The following is a 16,231-nucleotide window of genomic DNA, read 5'->3' as shown; positions in this document are numbered from 1 at the left end:
GACATCCTCACCGATGAGCCTCCTGATGACCAAAGCCGCCCTCACCCTCTATCTCGCCGCGCCGCGCGGCTTCTGCGCCGGCGTCGACCGCGCGATCAAGATCGTCGAGCTGGCGCTGCAGAAATGGGGCGCGCCGGTCTACGTCCGGCACGAGATCGTGCACAACAAGTTCGTGGTCGACCGGCTGCGCGAGATGGGCGCCGTCTTCGTCGAGGAGCTCGACGAGGTGCCGCAGGACCGCCCGGTGATCTTCTCGGCGCATGGGGTGCCCAAGGCGGTGCCGGCCGAGGCCGAACGGCGCGAGATGGTCTATGTCGACGCCACCTGCCCGCTGGTCAGCAAGGTGCATCTGGAAGCCGAGCGGCACAATGAAAACGGTTTGCAGATGGTGATGATCGGCCACCGGGGCCACCCCGAGACCATCGGCACCATGGGCCAGCTGTCCGAGGGCGAGGTGCTGCTGGTGGAAACGGTGGAGGATGTGGCGGGGCTTGAGGTGCGCGATCCGGAGCGGCTGGCCTATATCACCCAGACCACCCTGTCGGTCGATGACACGGCGGCCATCGTCGCGGCGCTGCAGGCGCGCTTCCCGGCCATCGCCGTGCCGCACAAGGAAGACATCTGCTATGCCACCACCAACCGGCAGGGCGCGGTGAAGGCCATCGCCGACCAGATCGACGCGCTTCTGGTGATCGGCGCGCCGAACTCGTCGAACTCGCGCCGGCTGGTCGAGGTCGGGCGCGCGGCGGGCTGCGGCTATGCCCAGCTGGTGCAGCGCGCCACCGACATCGACTGGCGCGCGCTGGAAGGCGTGACCCGGGTCGGCGTGGCGGCGGGCGCCTCGGCGCCGGAAGTGCTGGTGGACGAGGTGCTCGAGGCCTTCCGCGCCCGCTACGACACCACGGTCGAGCTGGTCGAGACGGTGAAGGAGCGCGTCGAGTTCAAGGTGCCGCGCGTCCTGCGCGAGCCGGTGCCCGGCGCGGCCTGATCCGAGCGGCCCTTCGGAGAGTGCGGCGAATGCGACGGTGAAACCCCTTGCCGCAAGGGCCCTTTGTCGCGCATCCTCCGCTCATAACCGGAGGATCGCCACATGAGCCCGGAATTCCTGCTGACCGCCTTCATCGTCTGCGTCTCGCCGGGGATCGGCGTGGTCTACACCCTGTCGATGACCTTGGGCGGCGGAATGCGCGCCGGAGTGCTGGCCGCGCTCGGCTGCACCCTGGTCACGGCGCTGCACATGGTAGCGGCGATGGCGGGGCTCGCCGCGGTGCTGCACACCAGCGCGGTGCTGTTCCAGCTCGTGAAATTCGCCGGCGTCGCCTATCTGCTGTGGATGGCCTGGGCCACGCTGCAGGGCTCCGGCGGGATGCGGATCGACGCGGCCGAGCCGGGGACAGCGGGGCGGATCATCTGGCGCGGCGTCCTGCTGAACCTGCTGAACCCCAAGCTGCCCCTGTTCTTCGTCGCCTTCCTTCCGCAGTTCATCCCTGCCGGCAGTCCCGCGGGACTGCTGGTGGAGCTCGGCCTCGTCTTCACCGCGATGACCTTCGTCACCTTCGTCGGCTATGTGCTGCTGGTCGCCAGCTCGCGCCGCGCGATCCTGTCCAGCCCGCAGGTGATGACCTGGCTGCGCCGCGCCTTCGCCGCCTCTTTCGCCGGTCTGGGCGCGCGGCTGGCGTTGGAACGCGCCTAAGTGCTCCGGATCGTGTCGCCCGGTTGCAGCTTCGGCTCCAGCTCGGTGATGATGCCGCCGGTCGCGCCCGCCTCGTGCTGGCCCGCGATGATCTCGGCGGCGCGGCGGCCGATCTCGTGGCGGCAGGCGTCCATCGTCGCCAGCCGGCAGGGCAGACCCTCCAGCAGCTCCACCCCGTTGAACCCGGCGAGGCCCAGCTTGCCCGGCACGTCGATGCCGTGGTGCAGGCAGTAGAGCAAGCCGCCCGCCGCGATCATGTCGTTGGAGTAATACAGGAAATCCAGATCCGGGCTGCGGGTCAGGATAGCCTCGGTCATCTCGCGCCCCTTCAACAGCTGCGAGCCGCCGGAGTAGAACTCGCGGTCCTGCACCTCAAGACCGGATTTCGCCAGCTCCTCCTCGAAGCCCTCCAGCCGCTTCCGCGCGCGGTGGTCATGCGGCATCATCGTGCCGAGGAAGCCGATCCTGCGATAGCCCGCCGCGACGATCGCCGCCGCCATGTGCCGCCCGGCGCGGAAATGCGAGATGCCGACGGCGCTGTCCACCGGCGTGCCGTCGATGTCCATCACCTCGACGATCGGGATGCCCGCGTTCTGCAGCATGGCCCGCGCCGCCGGCGTGTGCTCCAACCCGGCGATGATGACGCCGGAGGGCCGCCAGGACAGCATCTCGTACAGCACCTTCTCCTCGCGCTCGGGCGAATAGTTGGTGACCCCGACCACCGGCTGCAGCCCGGTATCCTCCAGCACGTCGGAGATCCCGGTCATCACCTCGGGAAAGACCATGTTCGACAGCGAGGGGATGATGACCGCAACGAGGTTCACCCGCTGGCTGGCCAGCGCCCCGGCGATCTTGTTCGGCACATAGCCAAGCGCCCGCGCCGCCTCCAGCACCCGCTCGCGCGTGCTGACGGAAACGTCGCCACGGCTGCGCAGCACGCGGCTGACCGTCATCTCGCTGACGCCCGAGGCTTCGGACACGTCGCGCAGGGTCAGGGTGCGGCGGGGGACGGGGTCTTTGGCCAAGGGGCAAGGGCCTTTCCTGCAAGTTCATTTTCTTGTTAGCGCCAAAGGCGGGGCTTGTCCAAGGGCCGATCTCGCGCTATGTTAGCGGTAACGGCCACCCTCTGGTGGCGACCTCATCCTGCGCGTCATGCAAGCTCTCCAAAGACGACGCGACGGACCAGAGGGGGAGTGGTGGGCCAAAAGTCACTCCCCCTTGCCTTCCCCATCCCCGACATCCCGCCGCGCAGTTGCCCTGTTGCCGAACGCCGGCATCCGGTTTATGCAATGGGCCGGAGATGATGTCTGCGTAGCTCAGCTGGATAGAGCACAGGATTCCTAGTGTAATTGGGCGTTGCGAGGGGAAACCGCGCAACGGATCTGCTCAAAGTCGGGGAACGCTAAAGCGCCGTGGCGCCAGGCCAATCCCGAGCCAAGCCCGGCCCGCCGGGAAGGTGTAGAGACTGGACGGGCAGCACCTAAGGACGTTCGCGTCGATGGTGAAGGGACAGTCCAGACCACGAACTCCCGAAAGGGGGGCGGCGAAAGTCGAAGTGGTATGAATCCTGGGGCCGTGGGTTCGAATCCCGCCGCGGACACCATCTCCAAATCCTCCCCCTTTCCTGAGGCCCGCTTTTCCTGCCGCCGCAGCTCCGCTATGCAGGGGCGATGCAGGAGGGCCGCTGATGATCGATGCGCTGGTGATCGGGGCCGGCCCCGCCGGGCTGATGGCGGCCGAGGAGCTGGCGCGCGCCGGGCGGCGGGTGGTGGTCTGCGACGGCAAGCCGAGCGTCGGGCGCAAGCTGCTGATGGCCGGAAAATCCGGGCTGAACCTGACCAAGGCCGAACCGCTCGACCTCTTCGCCGACCACTATTTCGAAGCCGCCGACTGGCTGCGGCCGATGCTCAACGCCTTCGGCCCGGAGGAGGTGCAGGACTGGGCCCGCGGCCTGGGGCAGGAGGTCTTCACCGGCTCCTCCGGCAAGGTCTTCCCCGTGGCGATGAAGGCCTCGCCCCTGCTGCGCGCCTGGCTCGCCCGGCTGGCGACGCTGGGGGGGGAGATCCGGCCGCGCTGGCGCTGGACCGGCGAGGGCTTCGACACGCCCGACGGGCCGCAGCGGATCGAGGCGCGGGTGACGGTGCTGGCGCTCGGCGGGGCCAGCTGGTCGCGGCTCGGCTCCGACGGCGCCTGGGCGCCCTGGCTCGAGGCGAAGGGCGTCGGGGTCGCGCCGTTCCGACCGGCCAACATGGGCTTCCTCGTCGACTGGTCGCCGCATATGGCCCGGCACTTTGGCAACCCGGTGAAGGGCGCCGCGCTCTGCACAGGCGACCGGCGCGAACGCGGCGAATTCGTGGTCTCGGCCCGGGGGCTGGAGGGCGGCGGCATCTATGCCGTCTCGCGCGAGCTGCGCGACGGCGCCGCGCTGCGTCTCGACCTGCTGCCCGACCTCACCGAGGCGAAACTTACCGCGCGGCTGGCCCAAGGCAAGGCCAAGGACAGCGCCGCGAACCGGCTGCGCAAGCTCGGCCTCTCGCCCGTCGCCGTGGCGCTGGTGCAGGAATTCGCCCGCCCATTGCCCGAAGGTGCGGCGCTGGCGCAGCGGCTGAAGGCGCTGCCCGTGCCGCTGGCCGGGCCGCGCCCGCTGGACGAGGCGATCTCGGTCGCCGGCGGCATCACGCGCGCCAGCCTGACGGAGGGGCTGGAGCTGCGCGCCCTGCCCGGCACCTTCGCCTGCGGCGAGATGCTGGACTGGGAGGCCCCCACCGGGGGCTATCTGCTCACCGCCTGCCTGGCCAGCGGACGCTGGGCCGGGCGGGCGGCGGCAGGCCTCTAGGCTCAGAGCCCCGGCAGAACGTCCAGCAGCCCGCGCTTGCCGAAGGTCACGCCCTGGTTCGGCCCGAAGCTCATCTTGGCGCCGATGCCGACATAGGTCTCGTCGCCGACCCCCAGCCCATCCGAGTTCAGCCGGCCGAGTTCGGCGGTCAGCCCCATGCCGTTCGGCATGGTGTAATCGCCGGTCAGCCCGACCCGGGTCATCGAGGCGTCATCGTCGAAATCGGCGTTCTGCAGCTTGCCGCCCAGACCGAAGGCGCCGGAAACGGCGAAACGACCCTCGACGCCCATCATCGTGCCGGTCAGCCCCGAATCCTCGCCGCGGCCAACATAGGCCTCGACGTCGAAGCTCGGGCCCTTCTGGCCGACCTCGAAGCCGTAATAGTCGCGATGCTCGCCATCCAGCTTGTCCGACCCGTAGAACAGGCCGAGCGAGGTCTGGTCGTTGACGTGGTACAGCCCGTGCAGCGTGGCGCTGGTCGCGGTCTCGTCCGACTCGTTCAGCCAGTTGATCCCCAGATCGCCCTGCACCCCGAACATCGGCCCGAAGCCGAGCTCCGCCGAGCCCTGCAGCGTGGTCTTCGACACCGAGGTGTCGTCGACGAAGAAGGAATGCGAGGCGCCCACTTCGGCGCCGGTGAGTTCGACCGCATGGGCCGGAATCGCGAATGCGAGGGACGCGCCAAGCGCGATCCCGGTAAGGTGCCTGTTCATCGACTGCTCCGTCTTTTTTTGGTCTTGGATCTTCGGTTTAGCACAGGGCGATTCGCAAATCACCCTGCAGATTCACCGCCCGGCCCCCTGTCGCAGGGCGGCGGCATGATTGGCGCGTTTCCGCCCGGCTCAGCGCGGCAGCATGGCCAGCCGGATCAGCGCCCGCTCCATCAGCGCCATCTGCGGCGCGCGGCTGGCCGAGCGCAGCGTCAGGTCGGTCTCCAGCAGCAAGGCCAGCGCCTGCTCCAGCCGGAACATGCCCCAGCGCTGCGCCTGGCGCTGCATCTGCTCCTTGCGCGGGCCGAAGAAGGCGGGGCGCCCGCCGCCGCCACCGGCCGCCGCCTGATGCAGCGCGCGGAAATGCCGCATCGCCCCGATGCAGAGCGTGACCGGGCTCGCGCCCTGCGCCTCCAGCCGGCGCATCAGCGGGCCGATCTCGTCGCGCCGCCCATCGGCGGCGGCATGCAGCACATCATCCACCTCGGCCTCGATCGAGGCGGGGGCCAGCGCCGCCACGTCGGCCGAGCTGAGCGGCGAGGAATCACCCCATTTGTAGAGCGCGATCTTCTCCACCGTCTGGCGGAAGTCGCCCGGGTCGAGATCCCGCGCCAGCGCCGAAAGGTCGGCCATCGCCGCCGCGTCGATGCCGCTGAGCCCCGAGGCCTTCAGCGTCGCCTCGATCTCCTCGCGGCTCGGCGGATCGTCGTAGAGCCCGGCGGCGAAGGCGTTGGGATGCGCCTCGAACAGCTTTTTCAGCGAGGATTTTCCGGTCAGCCCGCCCGCCGTCACCACCAGCTGCGCATCGCCGGGCCGCCAGTCCTTCAGCGCCGCGCCGATGGTCGCCGTGGCGAAATCGCCCGCCTCTTCCAGCAGCACCACGCGCGGGCCGGGAAAGAAGCCGGTCGCGGTCAGCGCATCCAGCAGGGCGGCGGGGTCCTTGCGCAGGTCGGCGGCGGGCAGCCGGGTCAGCCGCATCTCGGCCGGCCCCTCCGGGCCGATCAGCGCCGCCACAACCTCCTGCCGCTTCAGCGCCACCCGCATCGCGTCCTGGCCGAAGATCAGAAGCCCCGTCTTCGCCGGATCGGGTTTCGCGAAATAGCGCGTCGCCTCGATGCCGCGCAGGATCATCTGAGCCAGCGCCCGGAGGTGGCGATCAGTTGGGCAACAATCTGGTCGGCGAGGATGCGCATCAGCCGATAGGCCGCGTCCTGCTCGGCCGAGATCAGTGCGACGGTCGATCCGGTGGCGGAATAGGAGGTGAAGCTGCGCGCCGTGCCGCCGGTGACCCGGGCGCCGCTGGCGGTCTCGGTCACCGCCCAGTCGATGCTGCCGACCAGATTGTAGCGGTTGATCGAGTTGCTCGTGGTCACGCCGATTCCCACCGGATTGGTGGCGATGCTGTAGCTCAGCGCGTAGCGCGGCGCGTCGGGGCGGCCGATCCGCTCTTCCAGCCGCTCCACCAGGTCGAAACCGTTCTTGTCGCCGGGATCATTCACCCGGATCGCGCCTTGCAGCTTCTCCGCCGGGCCACCCGGCGCATAGGCCGGCTGGAAACCGCAGGCGGCAAGCGCGCCGGCGGTCAGAAGCAGGAAGCTGCGGCGGTCAGATGACGACATTGACGATGCGCCCCGGCACGACGATGAGTTTCTTCGGGGCGCTGCCCGCCAGCACCTTGACCACAGTCTCCTCCGCCAGCACCAGCTTTTCAACCTCGGCGATCGGCATGTCCTTCGGCACGGTGATTTCCGCGCGCCGCTTGCCGTTGATCTGGATCGGCAGGGTGACCGTGTCCTCGACCAGCAGCGCCGGATCGGCCTTGGGCCAGGCGGCCTGCGCCACCAGCCCCTGCCCGCCCAGCATCGCCCAGATCTCCTCGGCCAGATGCGGCACCATCGGCGACATCAGCTGCGCCATGGTCAGCATCGCCTGCTTCTTCGCCGCGGCCCCGGCGGGGGAGCGGTTCAGCGTGTTGGTGAACTCGTAAAGCTTGGCCACCGCCTTGTTGAAGGCGAAGCCTTCGATCCCGGCGGTCACCTCGGCGATGGCCCGCGCCGTCGCCCGCTCCAGCACCGTATCCTCGGCATTGGGTGCGGCATCGGCGCGGCCGATCTCGTCGGCCAGACGCCAGACCCGGCCCATGTGCTTGAAGGCCGCCTCGGCGCCGGAGGCCGTCCATTCCACATCGCGCTCGGGCGGGCTGTCGGACATGACGAACCAGCGCGCGGTATCCGCGCCGAAGGACTGGATGATCGACACCGGATCGACCACGTTCTTCTTCGATTTCGACATCTTGGCCGAGGGGATCACCTCCACCGGCTCGCCCGTGGAAATAACGGTGCGGGTTGCACGGTCCACCTCTTCGGGGAAATAGTACTGCGTTTTGAGAGACGTGAACTCAGCTTTTTCTCCGCTCGCCGTGTAGGCCGTGAATTCAACAGGCTGAGGTTTCTTGTAGATCTCGTGCGTCACCATCCCCTGGGTGAACAGCGCGTTGAACGGCTCGATCGCCTTCGCCGGCAGGTGCCCGGTCTTGTGCATCGCCCGGGCGAAGAAGCGCGAGTAGAGCAGGTGCAGGATCGCATGCTCCACCCCGCCGATATACTGGTCGACGTTCATCCAGTAATCGGCGTCTTCGGCATCGGTCGGCGTCGCGGCATGCGGCGCGGTGAAGCGCGCGTAATACCAGCTCGAGTCGACGAAGGTATCCATCGTGTCGGTCTCGCGCCGCCCCGGGCCGCCGCATTTCGGGCAGGTGCAGTCGCGCCAGGTCGGATGGCGGTCGAGCGGGTTGCCCGGGATGTCAAAGCTCACATCGTCGGGCAGGCGGACCGGCAGGTTTTCCTTGGCTTCGGGCACGACGCCGCAGGTCTCGCAATGGATCACCGGGATCGGGCAGCCCCAGTAGCGCTGCCGGCTGATGCCCCAGTCGCGCAGGCGGTAGTTGGTGACGCCCCGGCCCACGCCCTGCGACTCGCAGAATTCGATGGCGGCGTTCACCGCCTCCTCGCCGGTCTGCACTTCCTGCCCCGCGAAGCCGCGGATGTAGCGCACCTTCTCGGATTTCAGCGGCACATAGGCCTCGGCAAGCGGCGCTTCCCCGGCGCCCTCGGCGACGAAGACCGGCGGGATCGGCAGGCCGTATTTCGTGGCGAATTCGAAATCGCGCGCGTCATGCGCCGGGCAGCCGAAGATCGCCCCGGTGCCGTAATCCATCAGGATGAAGTTCGCGATATAGACCGGCAGCTCCACCGAAGTATCGAACGGATGCCGCACCCGGATGCCGGTATCCATGCCGCGCTTCTCGGCCTTCTCCAGCGCCTCCTCCGAGGTGCCGATGCGGCGGCATTCGGCGACGAATTCGGCGATCTCGGGATTGTCGCGCTCCAGATGCTTGGCCAGCGGATGATCCGGCGAGATCCCGGCGAAGGACGCCCCCAGAAGCGTATCGGGCCGCGTGGTATAGACCTCCAGCCGGTCGAATCCCTCCGGCGCATCGACCAGCGAGAAGGCGAACTGCAGCCCGCGCGACCGGCCGATCCAGTTGGCCTGCATCAGCCGGACCTTCTCCGGCCAGTCCTTCAGCCCGTCCAGCGCCTCCAGCAATTCCCCGGAATAGTCGGAGATCCGGAAGAACCACTGCGTCAGCTCGCGCCGCACCACCGGCGCGTTCGACCGCCAGCCCTTGCCGTCGATCACCTGCTCGTTCGCCAGCACGGTCATGTCGACCGGGTCCCAGTTCACCACCGCGCTCTTGCGATAGACCAGCCCCGCCTCCAGCATGTCGATGAACATCGCCTGCTGCTGGCCGTAATATTCCGGGTCGCAGGTGGCGAATTCGCGGCTCCAGTCGATCGAGAGGCCCAGCGGCTTCATCTGATCGCGCATCACGTCGATGTTGCCGTAGGTCCAGTCCTTCGGATGGCCGCCCCGCTCCATCGCCGCATTCTCGGCCGGCATGCCGAAAGCGTCCCAGCCCATCGGATGCAGCACGGAATAGCCGGCGGACGCCTTCTGCCGCGCCACCACGTCGCCCATGGTGTAGTTGCGCACATGGCCCATGTGGATGCGCCCCGACGGATAGGGGAACATCTCCAGCACGTAATATTTCGGCTTGGCCGGGTCGCGCCGCGCGCGGAACACCTCCGCAGCCTCCCAGGCGGCTTGCCACTTGGCTTCGGTTGCGGCGGGATCGTAGGACATGGCGGCCTCATGCGTCTGGCGGATGGCGCAGTTACACCGACCCAAGCCCCGAGGTCCAGAGCCGCGCCCTGCTTCTTCTTGGCCGGACGGGGCGCAGAGGCCCCGCCGGAGTTACAGCTTGGAGTCGCGGATACGCAGCTGGCGGGCGCGGCTGAGGATCGCATCCTCGACGGCGCGCTGGGTCTCGGCCGACACCGGGCCGCCCTGCGACTCGAGCGCCACCTTCAGGGACCGCGCGTCCAGCGCCGGGTCCTGCACATAGACCGTGGCGCGATAGGCGCGGCCGCCGCCCGGCGGACGGCCATAGCCGGTGACGATGACGCCGGTGAAGGGATCGACCGATTCGATGGGCAGGAAGTTCAGCACCTCCAGCGAGGCATTCCAGAGATACTTGTTCACCTCGACCGTGACATTCGGGTCATCGACGTTGCTGAACAGGTCCCAGAGCGTCGAGCGCTTGCGGGCGCCCTGCTGCGACAGGCGCTGCACCTCTTCCGGTCCCAGCTCTTCCATCTGGCCGGGGCTCATGTAGGTCGTCGCGTTGACCGGCGGGTTGGCGCCGCCGCCGCAGCTGGCCAGAGAAAGCCCGAGACCACCGGCGATGGCGGCGCGCGCAAGGCGGTTCAAGGTCATGCAGTCCCCCGTTCAACAGATATTCCGCTGTCTAGCCGAGCGCTTGGGGCCGAACAAGGCTTTTCCCCACGGGCGCGCCGCGCGAGCCTTAGAGGGCAGCTGTTTTGCGGCGCCGCGGCATTGTTCCGCCGGTAACGAAACTGTGGCAAAGCTGCACCAACACTGGCGTTCTTCCCGCGGTTCCGGCCGTTCAGATTGCAATCGAGGGGCCAAAGCGGGAAACAAAGCCATACCCAATTCGGATTCCCCTGAGTTGGGCCGCACCTTCCAGATAAAACGAGGGAACACTATGAAAAAGATTCTGCTTGCGACCACCGCGCTCGCATTCTCGGCCGGCTTCGCCGCCGCCGAAGTCAGCTTCTCCGGCCAGGCCAAAATGGGTCTGAAGTACGACGGCGCGCTTGAAGACGACAAAGCGACCGCGCACAGCGAAGCTGTTCTCTACGTTGCGATGTCGGGTGAAACCGACACCGGTCTGGCCTTCGGCGCCACCATCGACATGATTGTCGAGAACAACGGCGACCTGGCCAACGACGACACCACCGTCTTCATCTCGGGCGCCTTCGGCAAACTGAGCATGGGCGCCGTGCCGGAAGCTGAAGAACTCGGCGGCCTGTCGGACATCGGCTGGGACGACCTCGGTTCGGACGACATCGCCGAGAACATCACCGGCGACGAACTCGACGACTACATGGCCTCGAGCCTCGACCACAACGTGAACTACACCTACGCGGCTGACGCCTTCTCGATCTCCATCTCGGGCAAGATCGACAACGCGAACACCAGCGACGGCGACGACGTCGAAAGCTATGCCATCGGCGGCCGCTACAACTTCGGCGACGCCTACGTTGGCCTCGGCTACGCCAAGCACTCGAACCTCGACTTCGACGGCGCGGCGACGGACGGTCCCTTCGACGGCGATGCTGAAGTCGCGACCATCGCCGCTGGCGGCACCTTCGGCGCCTTCGGGATCGCTGCTCTCTATGCCGACGGCAAAATCGACAACAACGACACCGGCGCCGACTACGACGTGAAGTCCTACGGTCTGCGCGGCACGTACAGCATGGACGCGTTCACCTTCGTCGCGGCCTACAGCAAAGCCGACATGGAAGACTTCGCTGACGACCAGGAAATCTACGGCCTGGCGGCTGCCTACGACCTCGGCGGCGGCGCTTCGCTGGCCGGCGGCATCGCCCGCTCCAAAGCTGCCGACGCGGATCGCGAAACCGTTGCCGACTTCGGTATCACGATGAGCTTCTGATCCTTCCAAGGATCGGTTTGGGAAAAGCGGGCTTCGGCCCGCTTTTTTCATGTCTGCGCTCCGGCGCAGGGGCGCAGCTCGGGGGTGCAGCGCCGCTTCCGCCGTGCTAGGACCATCCTGCCAACCGCAGAGGGGGATGACATGGGGCTTCAGGCGATTGCCGAACGGATCACGGCGGCAGAGGTGCAGACCGGCCGGGCGCCGGGCTCGGTGCAGCTGATCGCCGTCTCCAAGCTGCAGCCGCTCGACCGGGTCGAGGCGGTGCTGACCGCCGGGCACCGGCTGTTCGGCGAGAATTACGTGCAGGAAGCCGCCGGCAAATGGCCCGCGCTGCGCGACCGCTTCGGCGCCGTCAAGGTCCACATGATCGGCCCGCTGCAGACCAACAAGGCCAAGGCCGCCTTCGGCCTGTTCGACGCGATCCACACGCTCGACCGGCCCTCGCTGGCCGAAAAGCTGGCGAAGCTGGCGCAGCAGCACGGCAGCTGCCCCGCGCTTTACGTGCAGGTGAACACCGGCGCCGAGCCGCAGAAGGCCGGCGTGCTGCCCGACGACGCCGACAGCTTCGTCGAGACCTGCCGGGCGATGGACCTGCCGATCCGCGGCCTGATGTGCATCCCGCCGGAAGACCAGCCCCCCGCCGCGCATTTCGCCGAACTGGCCGCCATCGCCGAGCGCAACGGGCTCAGCGGCCTGTCGATGGGCATGAGCGCCGATTTCGAGCAGGCCATCGCCCATGGCGCGACCCATGTCCGCGTCGGCAGCGCCATCTTCGGCGCGCGGGTGGTGTGAAACGGTTAAGACTTCCTGAAGAAATTTCCGGCAATCCTGCGGAATCAACGGGATAGGCCGATTTTCACGCGTGAAACGCCGCGGCTACCGCACGATCAGCCGCGTCTCCGGGGCCAGCCGTTTGGCGATCCACAACAGGTCCTCCCGCGCGAAGGCGACGCATCCGGCGGTCGGATGCCGCGGCTTGCGCCAGCTGTGCAGGAAGATCGCCGACCCCCGCCCCGGCCGCGCCCAGGGCCAGTTCCAGTCCGTGGTCAGAATGACATCATAAAGCGGGTCCGCCCGGCTCAGCCGCTCGTGGCCGAAGGGGTGCGGAGCCCGGACCATGTGGTTGTACTCCGGATCGCGCGGATCGTCGGACCACAGATCCCCCGGCCCGATCGGCACCGCCCACTCCGGCAGGTCCGAGACAGCGACCCGGTCCGGGCGATACAGCAGCCCGGTGATGCGATGGCTCCCCACCGGCGTCGCCCCGTCCCCCTCGCGCTTCGCCGCGCTGATCCCGCCCCGCCCGATGGAGCAGGCGAAGCGCCGCCCGCCGAAGGATGCGCCCCAGCGCCCCACCAGCAGATCGCCGCGCTTCATGCCAGATGCCCCGACTTGGCCGCCTTGGTCGCCAGATAGGCCGCGTTCTGCTCGGTCTGGCCGACATGCAGCGGCACCCGCTCGGCCACGGTCACGCCATTGGCCGCCATCATCCGCAGCTTGTTGGGGTTGTTGGTCATCAGCCGCACCGCCGAGAAGCCCATCTGTTTCAGCAGACCGGCCCCGATACGGAAATCGCGCTCGTCGTCCTCGAAACCCAGCCGGTGATTGGCCTCCACCGTGTCGAAGCCCTGATCCTGCAGCGCATAGGCCCGCATCTTGTTGGCCAGCCCGATGCCCCTGCCCTCCTGGTTGAGGTAGAGCAGCACCCCCGCCCCCTCGGCCCCCATCTGCGCCAAGGCGGCGCGCAGCTGCGGGCCGCAGTCGCATTTCAGGCTGCCCAGCACGTCGCCGGTGAAGCAGGCCGAATGCAGCCGCGCCAGCACCGGCGCGCCGCGGTCGGGACGGCCGATCTCGATGGCGTAATGCTCGGCCCCGCCATCCTCGGGCCGGAAGACATGCACCCGCCCGGCCTCCGAGGCGACCATCGGCACCCGGGCCGAGACCACCGGATGCAGCGGCGAGCCGCGCAGCAGCTCCGGCGCCACTTCCGACAGGGCGAGCAGCGTCAGCGCATGGGCCGCGGCCAGCGTCGGCCCGTCGGCGACGGGGACGAGCAGCGCCGCCGGCAGCAGATGCGCCGACTTGGCCAGCGCGATGGCGGCGCGATGCAGGTCGGCCGCGCCGCCGCGCAGCGACTGGAACGGGCCCTTCATCGGCACACGCAGGTCATCCACCGGGTTGGCCAGCGCCCGCAGCCAGTCGATCCCCGCCGTCTCCGGCACCTCGAGCCGGGCGAGGTCGCCGTCATAGGCCCGGGCCTTCAGCGTCTCGGCCCGGCGCAGGGTGATCGCGAGCTCGGGCGTGCCCAGGAGGCGCAGGTCGGCCAGCCGGGCGGCATCCAGCGCCTCCACCGCCACCACCAGCGCGGCCCCGCCGGGGCCGGTCAGCACCACGGGCACGCCCATGCGCAGGTCGCCCCGCGCGCGGGCGATACGTTCGACGATGCTCGGAGCAAGCGGCATGGGCGGTCCTTTCCCGCCCTGTCTAGCCGCGGCTGAAGGGAATTGAAACATTTCCCCGCTTTCCGACACGAGGGCGTGAGAAATCGGTCGCACAACTTGTCGCAGCGGTGAGGCACGCGCATGTGATAGCCAGAACAAAGGAGGACGCCATGGCATCCCTACGCAAGATCCTGCTGGTGGACGACGAAGACGACCTTCGCGAGGCGCTGAGCGAACAGCTGGTGATGACCGAGGATTTCGACGTGTTCGAGGCGAGCACCGGGGCCGAGGGCATGGAGAAGGCCAAGGCCGCGCTTTACGATCTGGTCATTCTCGATGTCGGCCTGCCGGATACCGATGGCCGCGAATTGTGCCGCCGCATGCGCAAGGCCGGGGTGAAATGCCCGATCCTGATGTTGACCGGTCACGATTCGGACAGCGACACCATTTTAGGGCTGGATGCCGGCGCCAATGACTATGTGACAAAACCTTTCAAGTTTCCGGTTTTGCTGGCCCGCATCAGGGCGCAATTGCGCACCCATGAACAATCCGAAGACGCGGTGTTCCAGCTGGGGCCTTACACGTTCAAACCCTCGCAGAAGATGCTGGTCGACGAGAAGGACAAGAAGATCCGGCTGACGGAAAAAGAAACCAATATTCTGAAGTACCTGTACCGCGCCTCGCAGGGCGTCGTCGCCCGCGACGTGCTGCTGCACGAGGTCTGGGGCTACAATGCCGGGGTCACCACCCATACGTTGGAGACGCATATTTACCGGCTGCGGCAGAAGATCGAACCCGATCCCTCCAATGCCCGTCTGCTGGTGACGGAATCCGGCGGATACAGACTTGTTGCATGAATCGGATTTGATGCGCAGATTGTAATTCAGGATCTCAATTGCGCAGCCGGTCTTCTGCAAAACGGATCCCCTTGTCGCGTCGGGGACGATTGACGCGGCACCCTCCCTGTTGGACCTGGCCGGGCCTTGTGCCCGGCCTTTTTTCATTTGAAGGACGCGGCGCAATTGAATGCGCCCGCTCACGCCGGTTGACGGTTTGCGCCCGTTTCGGGTGGTACAGACGTCGGGCCGCCGCTATCCTGCGCGCAGAGCACAGGAGCCCGCATGACCTTCACCCTCGCCACATGGAACATCAACTCGATCCGCCTGCGCGAAGGCCTGGTGACGCGGCTGCTGGGCGAGGAGATGCCCGACATCCTCTGCCTGCAGGAGTGCAAGTCGCCGGTGGAGAAGATGCCGCTCAACGTGTTCCACGACCTCGGCTACCGCTACGCCGTGGCGCGCGGCCAGAAGGGCTACAACGGCGTCGCCATCCTGTCGAAACTGCCGATCATGGACGCGGGCGACCGCGATTTCGCCCAGCTCGGCCATGCCCGCCACGTCGCGGCGCGGCTGGAGAACGGGGTGACGATCCACAACTGCTATGTTCCGGCGGGGGGCGACATCCCCGACCGCGAGCTGAACGCCAAGTTCGGCCAGAAGCTCGACTACCTGACGCAGATGCGCGACTGGTGCCGCTGGGAGACGCCGGACCGCGCGATCCTGGTCGGCGATCTCAACATCGCCCCGCGCGAGGACGACGTCTGGAACCACAAGGCGCTGTTGAAGATCGTCAGCCACACGCCGGTCGAGGTCGATCACCTGAACGCGGTGATGGAGGCCGGCAAGTGGATCGATGTGACCCGCCACGACATCCCGCAGGGGCAGCTCTATTCCTGGTGGTCCTATCGGGCGGCGGATTGGGATCTGGCCGACAAGGGCCGGCGGCTCGACCACATCTGGGCCACGCCCGACATCGTCAACGCCGCCCACGACAGCCGCATCCTGCGCAGCGCCCGCGGCTGGCTGCAGCCTTCGGACCACGCGCCGGTGTTCGCGACCTTCGATTTGTAAGCATTTCGACCAGACACGACGCGGGCGGGCGGATTTGCCGCCTTGCCTTTTGCGCGCTTTCGCGTAGTTTGGAATCATTCTAAACCACGGAGCCGCCATGATCCCCGGACTGTCCTCCCGCCGCCGCTTCAAGGATCTGTCCGAGCAGGAGATCCTCGCGCTGGCCATCTCCTCCGAGGAGGACGATGCCCGGATCTACCGTGGCTATGCCGAGCGGCTGAGGGCGGAATATCCGGCTTCGGCGGCAGTGTTCGAGGGGATGGCGGCGGAGGAGGACGGGCACCGGCAGCGGCTGATCGAGCTGCATCGTCGGCGCTTTGGCGAGACCATCCCGCTGATCCGGCGCGAGCATGTCGCGGGGGCCGAAGCGCGCAAGCCGGTCTGGCTGATGGCCAATCTCTCGCTGGAGACGATCCGCGCCGAGGCCTGGAACATGGAGGCGAGCGCGCGGCAGTTCTACGAGACCGCCGCCACCCGGGTCACCGATGCCGGCACACGCAAGCTCCTGGGCGATCTCGCCGCCGCCGAGGCCGGGCACGAGCGC

16 protein-coding genes are annotated in these 16,231 nt (G+C 67.8%); 8 read left to right on the top strand and 8 right to left on the bottom strand.

Annotated elements, in window-relative coordinates; all coding sequences use genetic code 11:
* Positions 1-25 precede the first annotated feature (25 nt).
* Both ispH and C5F48_RS08530 read left to right on the top strand, forming a co-directional pair.
* Entirely contained in the window at positions 26-988 is a 963-nt protein-coding gene (ispH, locus tag C5F48_RS08535; RefSeq protein ID WP_107663485.1) for a 4-hydroxy-3-methylbut-2-enyl diphosphate reductase, read from the top strand.
* A 102-nt stretch (positions 989-1,090) separates the two neighbouring features.
* Entirely contained in the window at positions 1,091-1,693 is a 603-nt protein-coding gene (locus C5F48_RS08530) for a LysE family translocator (RefSeq protein WP_107663484.1), read from the top strand.
* Here the strand turns inward: C5F48_RS08530 and C5F48_RS08525 are convergent.
* Positions 1,690-2,718, bottom strand: a complete 1,029-nt coding sequence (locus tag C5F48_RS08525; protein ID WP_107663483.1) for a LacI family DNA-binding transcriptional regulator — start codon at positions 2,716-2,718, stop codon at positions 1,690-1,692. The genes C5F48_RS08530 and C5F48_RS08525 overlap by 4 nt on opposite strands.
* A gap of 665 nt (positions 2,719-3,383) precedes the next feature.
* Between C5F48_RS08525 and C5F48_RS08515 the strand changes: the two genes are divergently transcribed.
* The gene (locus tag C5F48_RS08515) at positions 3,384-4,529 is read left to right on the top strand and encodes a TIGR03862 family flavoprotein (protein ID WP_107663517.1); all 1,146 of its coding nucleotides are present in this window, start codon (positions 3,384-3,386) and stop codon (positions 4,527-4,529) included.
* A gap of 2 nt (positions 4,530-4,531) precedes the next feature.
* On the opposite strand, the gene C5F48_RS08510 is transcribed toward C5F48_RS08515, so the two are convergent.
* The 5 genes from C5F48_RS08510 to C5F48_RS08490 all read right to left on the bottom strand — a co-directional run bounded on the left by C5F48_RS08510 (position 4,532) and on the right by C5F48_RS08490 (position 10,075).
* Positions 4,532-5,242 (bottom strand): hypothetical protein, encoded by a 711-nt coding sequence (locus tag C5F48_RS08510; RefSeq protein ID WP_107663481.1) that lies wholly within the window; start codon positions 5,240-5,242, stop codon positions 4,532-4,534.
* A 129-nt stretch (positions 5,243-5,371) separates the two neighbouring features.
* The gene (gene holA, locus C5F48_RS08505) at positions 5,372-6,370 is read right to left on the bottom strand and encodes a DNA polymerase III subunit delta (protein ID WP_107663480.1); all 999 of its coding nucleotides are present in this window, start codon (positions 6,368-6,370) and stop codon (positions 5,372-5,374) included.
* Positions 6,367-6,858, bottom strand: coding sequence for an LPS assembly lipoprotein LptE (lptE, locus tag C5F48_RS08500; protein WP_107663479.1), 492 nt, complete (start codon positions 6,856-6,858; stop codon positions 6,367-6,369). The genes holA and lptE overlap by 4 nt, the downstream gene beginning before the upstream one ends.
* Positions 6,845-9,442: a leucine--tRNA ligase gene (gene leuS / locus C5F48_RS08495; protein WP_107663478.1), complete on the bottom strand. Its 2,598-nt coding sequence runs from the start codon at positions 9,440-9,442 to the stop codon at positions 6,845-6,847. Before leuS ends, lptE begins: the two co-directional genes overlap by 14 nt.
* A gap of 111 nt (positions 9,443-9,553) precedes the next feature.
* Positions 9,554-10,075 carry a DUF3576 domain-containing protein gene (locus C5F48_RS08490; RefSeq protein WP_107663516.1) on the bottom strand — a complete coding sequence of 174 codons (522 nt, stop codon included), beginning with the start codon at positions 10,073-10,075 and terminating at the stop codon, positions 9,554-9,556.
* Positions 10,076-10,364: 289 nt separating this feature from the next.
* Between C5F48_RS08490 and C5F48_RS08485 the strand changes: the two genes are divergently transcribed.
* Both C5F48_RS08485 and C5F48_RS08480 read left to right on the top strand, forming a co-directional pair.
* Positions 10,365-11,336 carry a porin gene (locus C5F48_RS08485; RefSeq protein WP_170139537.1) on the top strand — a complete coding sequence of 324 codons (972 nt, stop codon included), beginning with the start codon at positions 10,365-10,367 and terminating at the stop codon, positions 11,334-11,336.
* Positions 11,337-11,477: 141 nt separating this feature from the next.
* The gene (locus tag C5F48_RS08480; protein WP_107663476.1) at positions 11,478-12,128 is read left to right on the top strand and encodes a YggS family pyridoxal phosphate-dependent enzyme; all 651 of its coding nucleotides are present in this window, start codon (positions 11,478-11,480) and stop codon (positions 12,126-12,128) included.
* 84 nt (positions 12,129-12,212) lie between these two features.
* Here C5F48_RS08480 and C5F48_RS08475 read toward each other — a convergent pair whose 3' ends face one another.
* Together C5F48_RS08475 and ribA are read right to left on the bottom strand one after the other, a co-directional pair.
* On the bottom strand, positions 12,213-12,713 hold the full coding sequence (locus C5F48_RS08475; RefSeq protein WP_107663475.1) for a L,D-transpeptidase family protein: 501 nt from the start codon (positions 12,711-12,713) through the stop codon (positions 12,213-12,215).
* Positions 12,710-13,798, bottom strand: a complete 1,089-nt coding sequence (gene ribA, locus C5F48_RS08470) for a GTP cyclohydrolase II (RefSeq protein WP_107663474.1) — start codon at positions 13,796-13,798, stop codon at positions 12,710-12,712. The genes C5F48_RS08475 and ribA overlap by 4 nt, the downstream gene beginning before the upstream one ends.
* A 149-nt stretch (positions 13,799-13,947) precedes the next feature.
* Between ribA and C5F48_RS08465 the strand changes: the two genes are divergently transcribed.
* The 3 genes from C5F48_RS08465 to C5F48_RS08455 form a co-directional block, all read left to right on the top strand.
* Positions 13,948-14,634 (top strand): response regulator transcription factor, encoded by a 687-nt coding sequence (locus C5F48_RS08465; RefSeq protein WP_107663473.1) that lies wholly within the window; start codon positions 13,948-13,950, stop codon positions 14,632-14,634.
* Positions 14,635-14,898: 264 nt separating this feature from the next.
* Positions 14,899-15,687 (top strand): exodeoxyribonuclease III, encoded by a 789-nt coding sequence (locus C5F48_RS08460; protein ID WP_107663472.1) that lies wholly within the window; start codon positions 14,899-14,901, stop codon positions 15,685-15,687.
* Positions 15,688-15,784: 97 nt separating this feature from the next.
* Positions 15,785-16,231 (top strand): ferritin family protein (locus C5F48_RS08455; RefSeq protein ID WP_308812747.1); only part of this gene is annotated, 447 nt, incomplete at its 3' end.

Source organism: Cereibacter changlensis JA139, from assembly GCF_003034985.1.
Lineage (GTDB): Bacteria > Pseudomonadota > Alphaproteobacteria > Rhodobacterales > Rhodobacteraceae > Cereibacter > Cereibacter changlensis.
The sequence above is the reverse complement of the archived record's forward strand: the minus strand, read 5'-3'. Positions and strand labels throughout refer to the sequence as shown.

Excerpts from the sequence above, each read along its gene's own strand:
- C5F48_RS08490 (WP_107663516.1), bottom strand. The coding sequence starts at position 10,075 with ATGACCTTGAACCGCCTTGCGCGCGCCGCCATCGCCGGTGGTCTCGGG.
- C5F48_RS08475 (WP_107663475.1), bottom strand. The coding sequence starts at position 12,713 with ATGAAGCGCGGCGATCTGCTGGTGGGGCGCTGGGGCGCATCCTTCGGC.
- holA (WP_107663480.1), bottom strand. The coding sequence starts at position 6,370 with ATGATCCTGCGCGGCATCGAGGCGACGCGCTATTTCGCGAAACCCGAT.
- lptE (WP_107663479.1), bottom strand. The coding sequence starts at position 6,858 with ATGTCGTCATCTGACCGCCGCAGCTTCCTGCTTCTGACCGCCGGCGCG.
- C5F48_RS08485 (WP_170139537.1), top strand. The coding sequence starts at position 10,365 with ATGAAAAAGATTCTGCTTGCGACCACCGCGCTCGCATTCTCGGCCGGC.
- leuS (WP_107663478.1), bottom strand. The coding sequence starts at position 9,442 with ATGTCCTACGATCCCGCCGCAACCGAAGCCAAGTGGCAAGCCGCCTGG.
- C5F48_RS08480 (WP_107663476.1), top strand. The coding sequence starts at position 11,478 with ATGGGGCTTCAGGCGATTGCCGAACGGATCACGGCGGCAGAGGTGCAG.
- C5F48_RS08460 (WP_107663472.1), top strand. The coding sequence starts at position 14,899 with ATGACCTTCACCCTCGCCACATGGAACATCAACTCGATCCGCCTGCGC.
- ribA (WP_107663474.1), bottom strand. The coding sequence starts at position 13,798 with ATGCCGCTTGCTCCGAGCATCGTCGAACGTATCGCCCGCGCGCGGGGC.
- ispH (WP_107663485.1), top strand. The coding sequence starts at position 26 with ATGACCAAAGCCGCCCTCACCCTCTATCTCGCCGCGCCGCGCGGCTTC.
- C5F48_RS08465 (WP_107663473.1), top strand. The coding sequence starts at position 13,948 with ATGGCATCCCTACGCAAGATCCTGCTGGTGGACGACGAAGACGACCTT.
- C5F48_RS08530 (WP_107663484.1), top strand. The coding sequence starts at position 1,091 with ATGAGCCCGGAATTCCTGCTGACCGCCTTCATCGTCTGCGTCTCGCCG.
- C5F48_RS08510 (WP_107663481.1), bottom strand. The coding sequence starts at position 5,242 with ATGAACAGGCACCTTACCGGGATCGCGCTTGGCGCGTCCCTCGCATTC.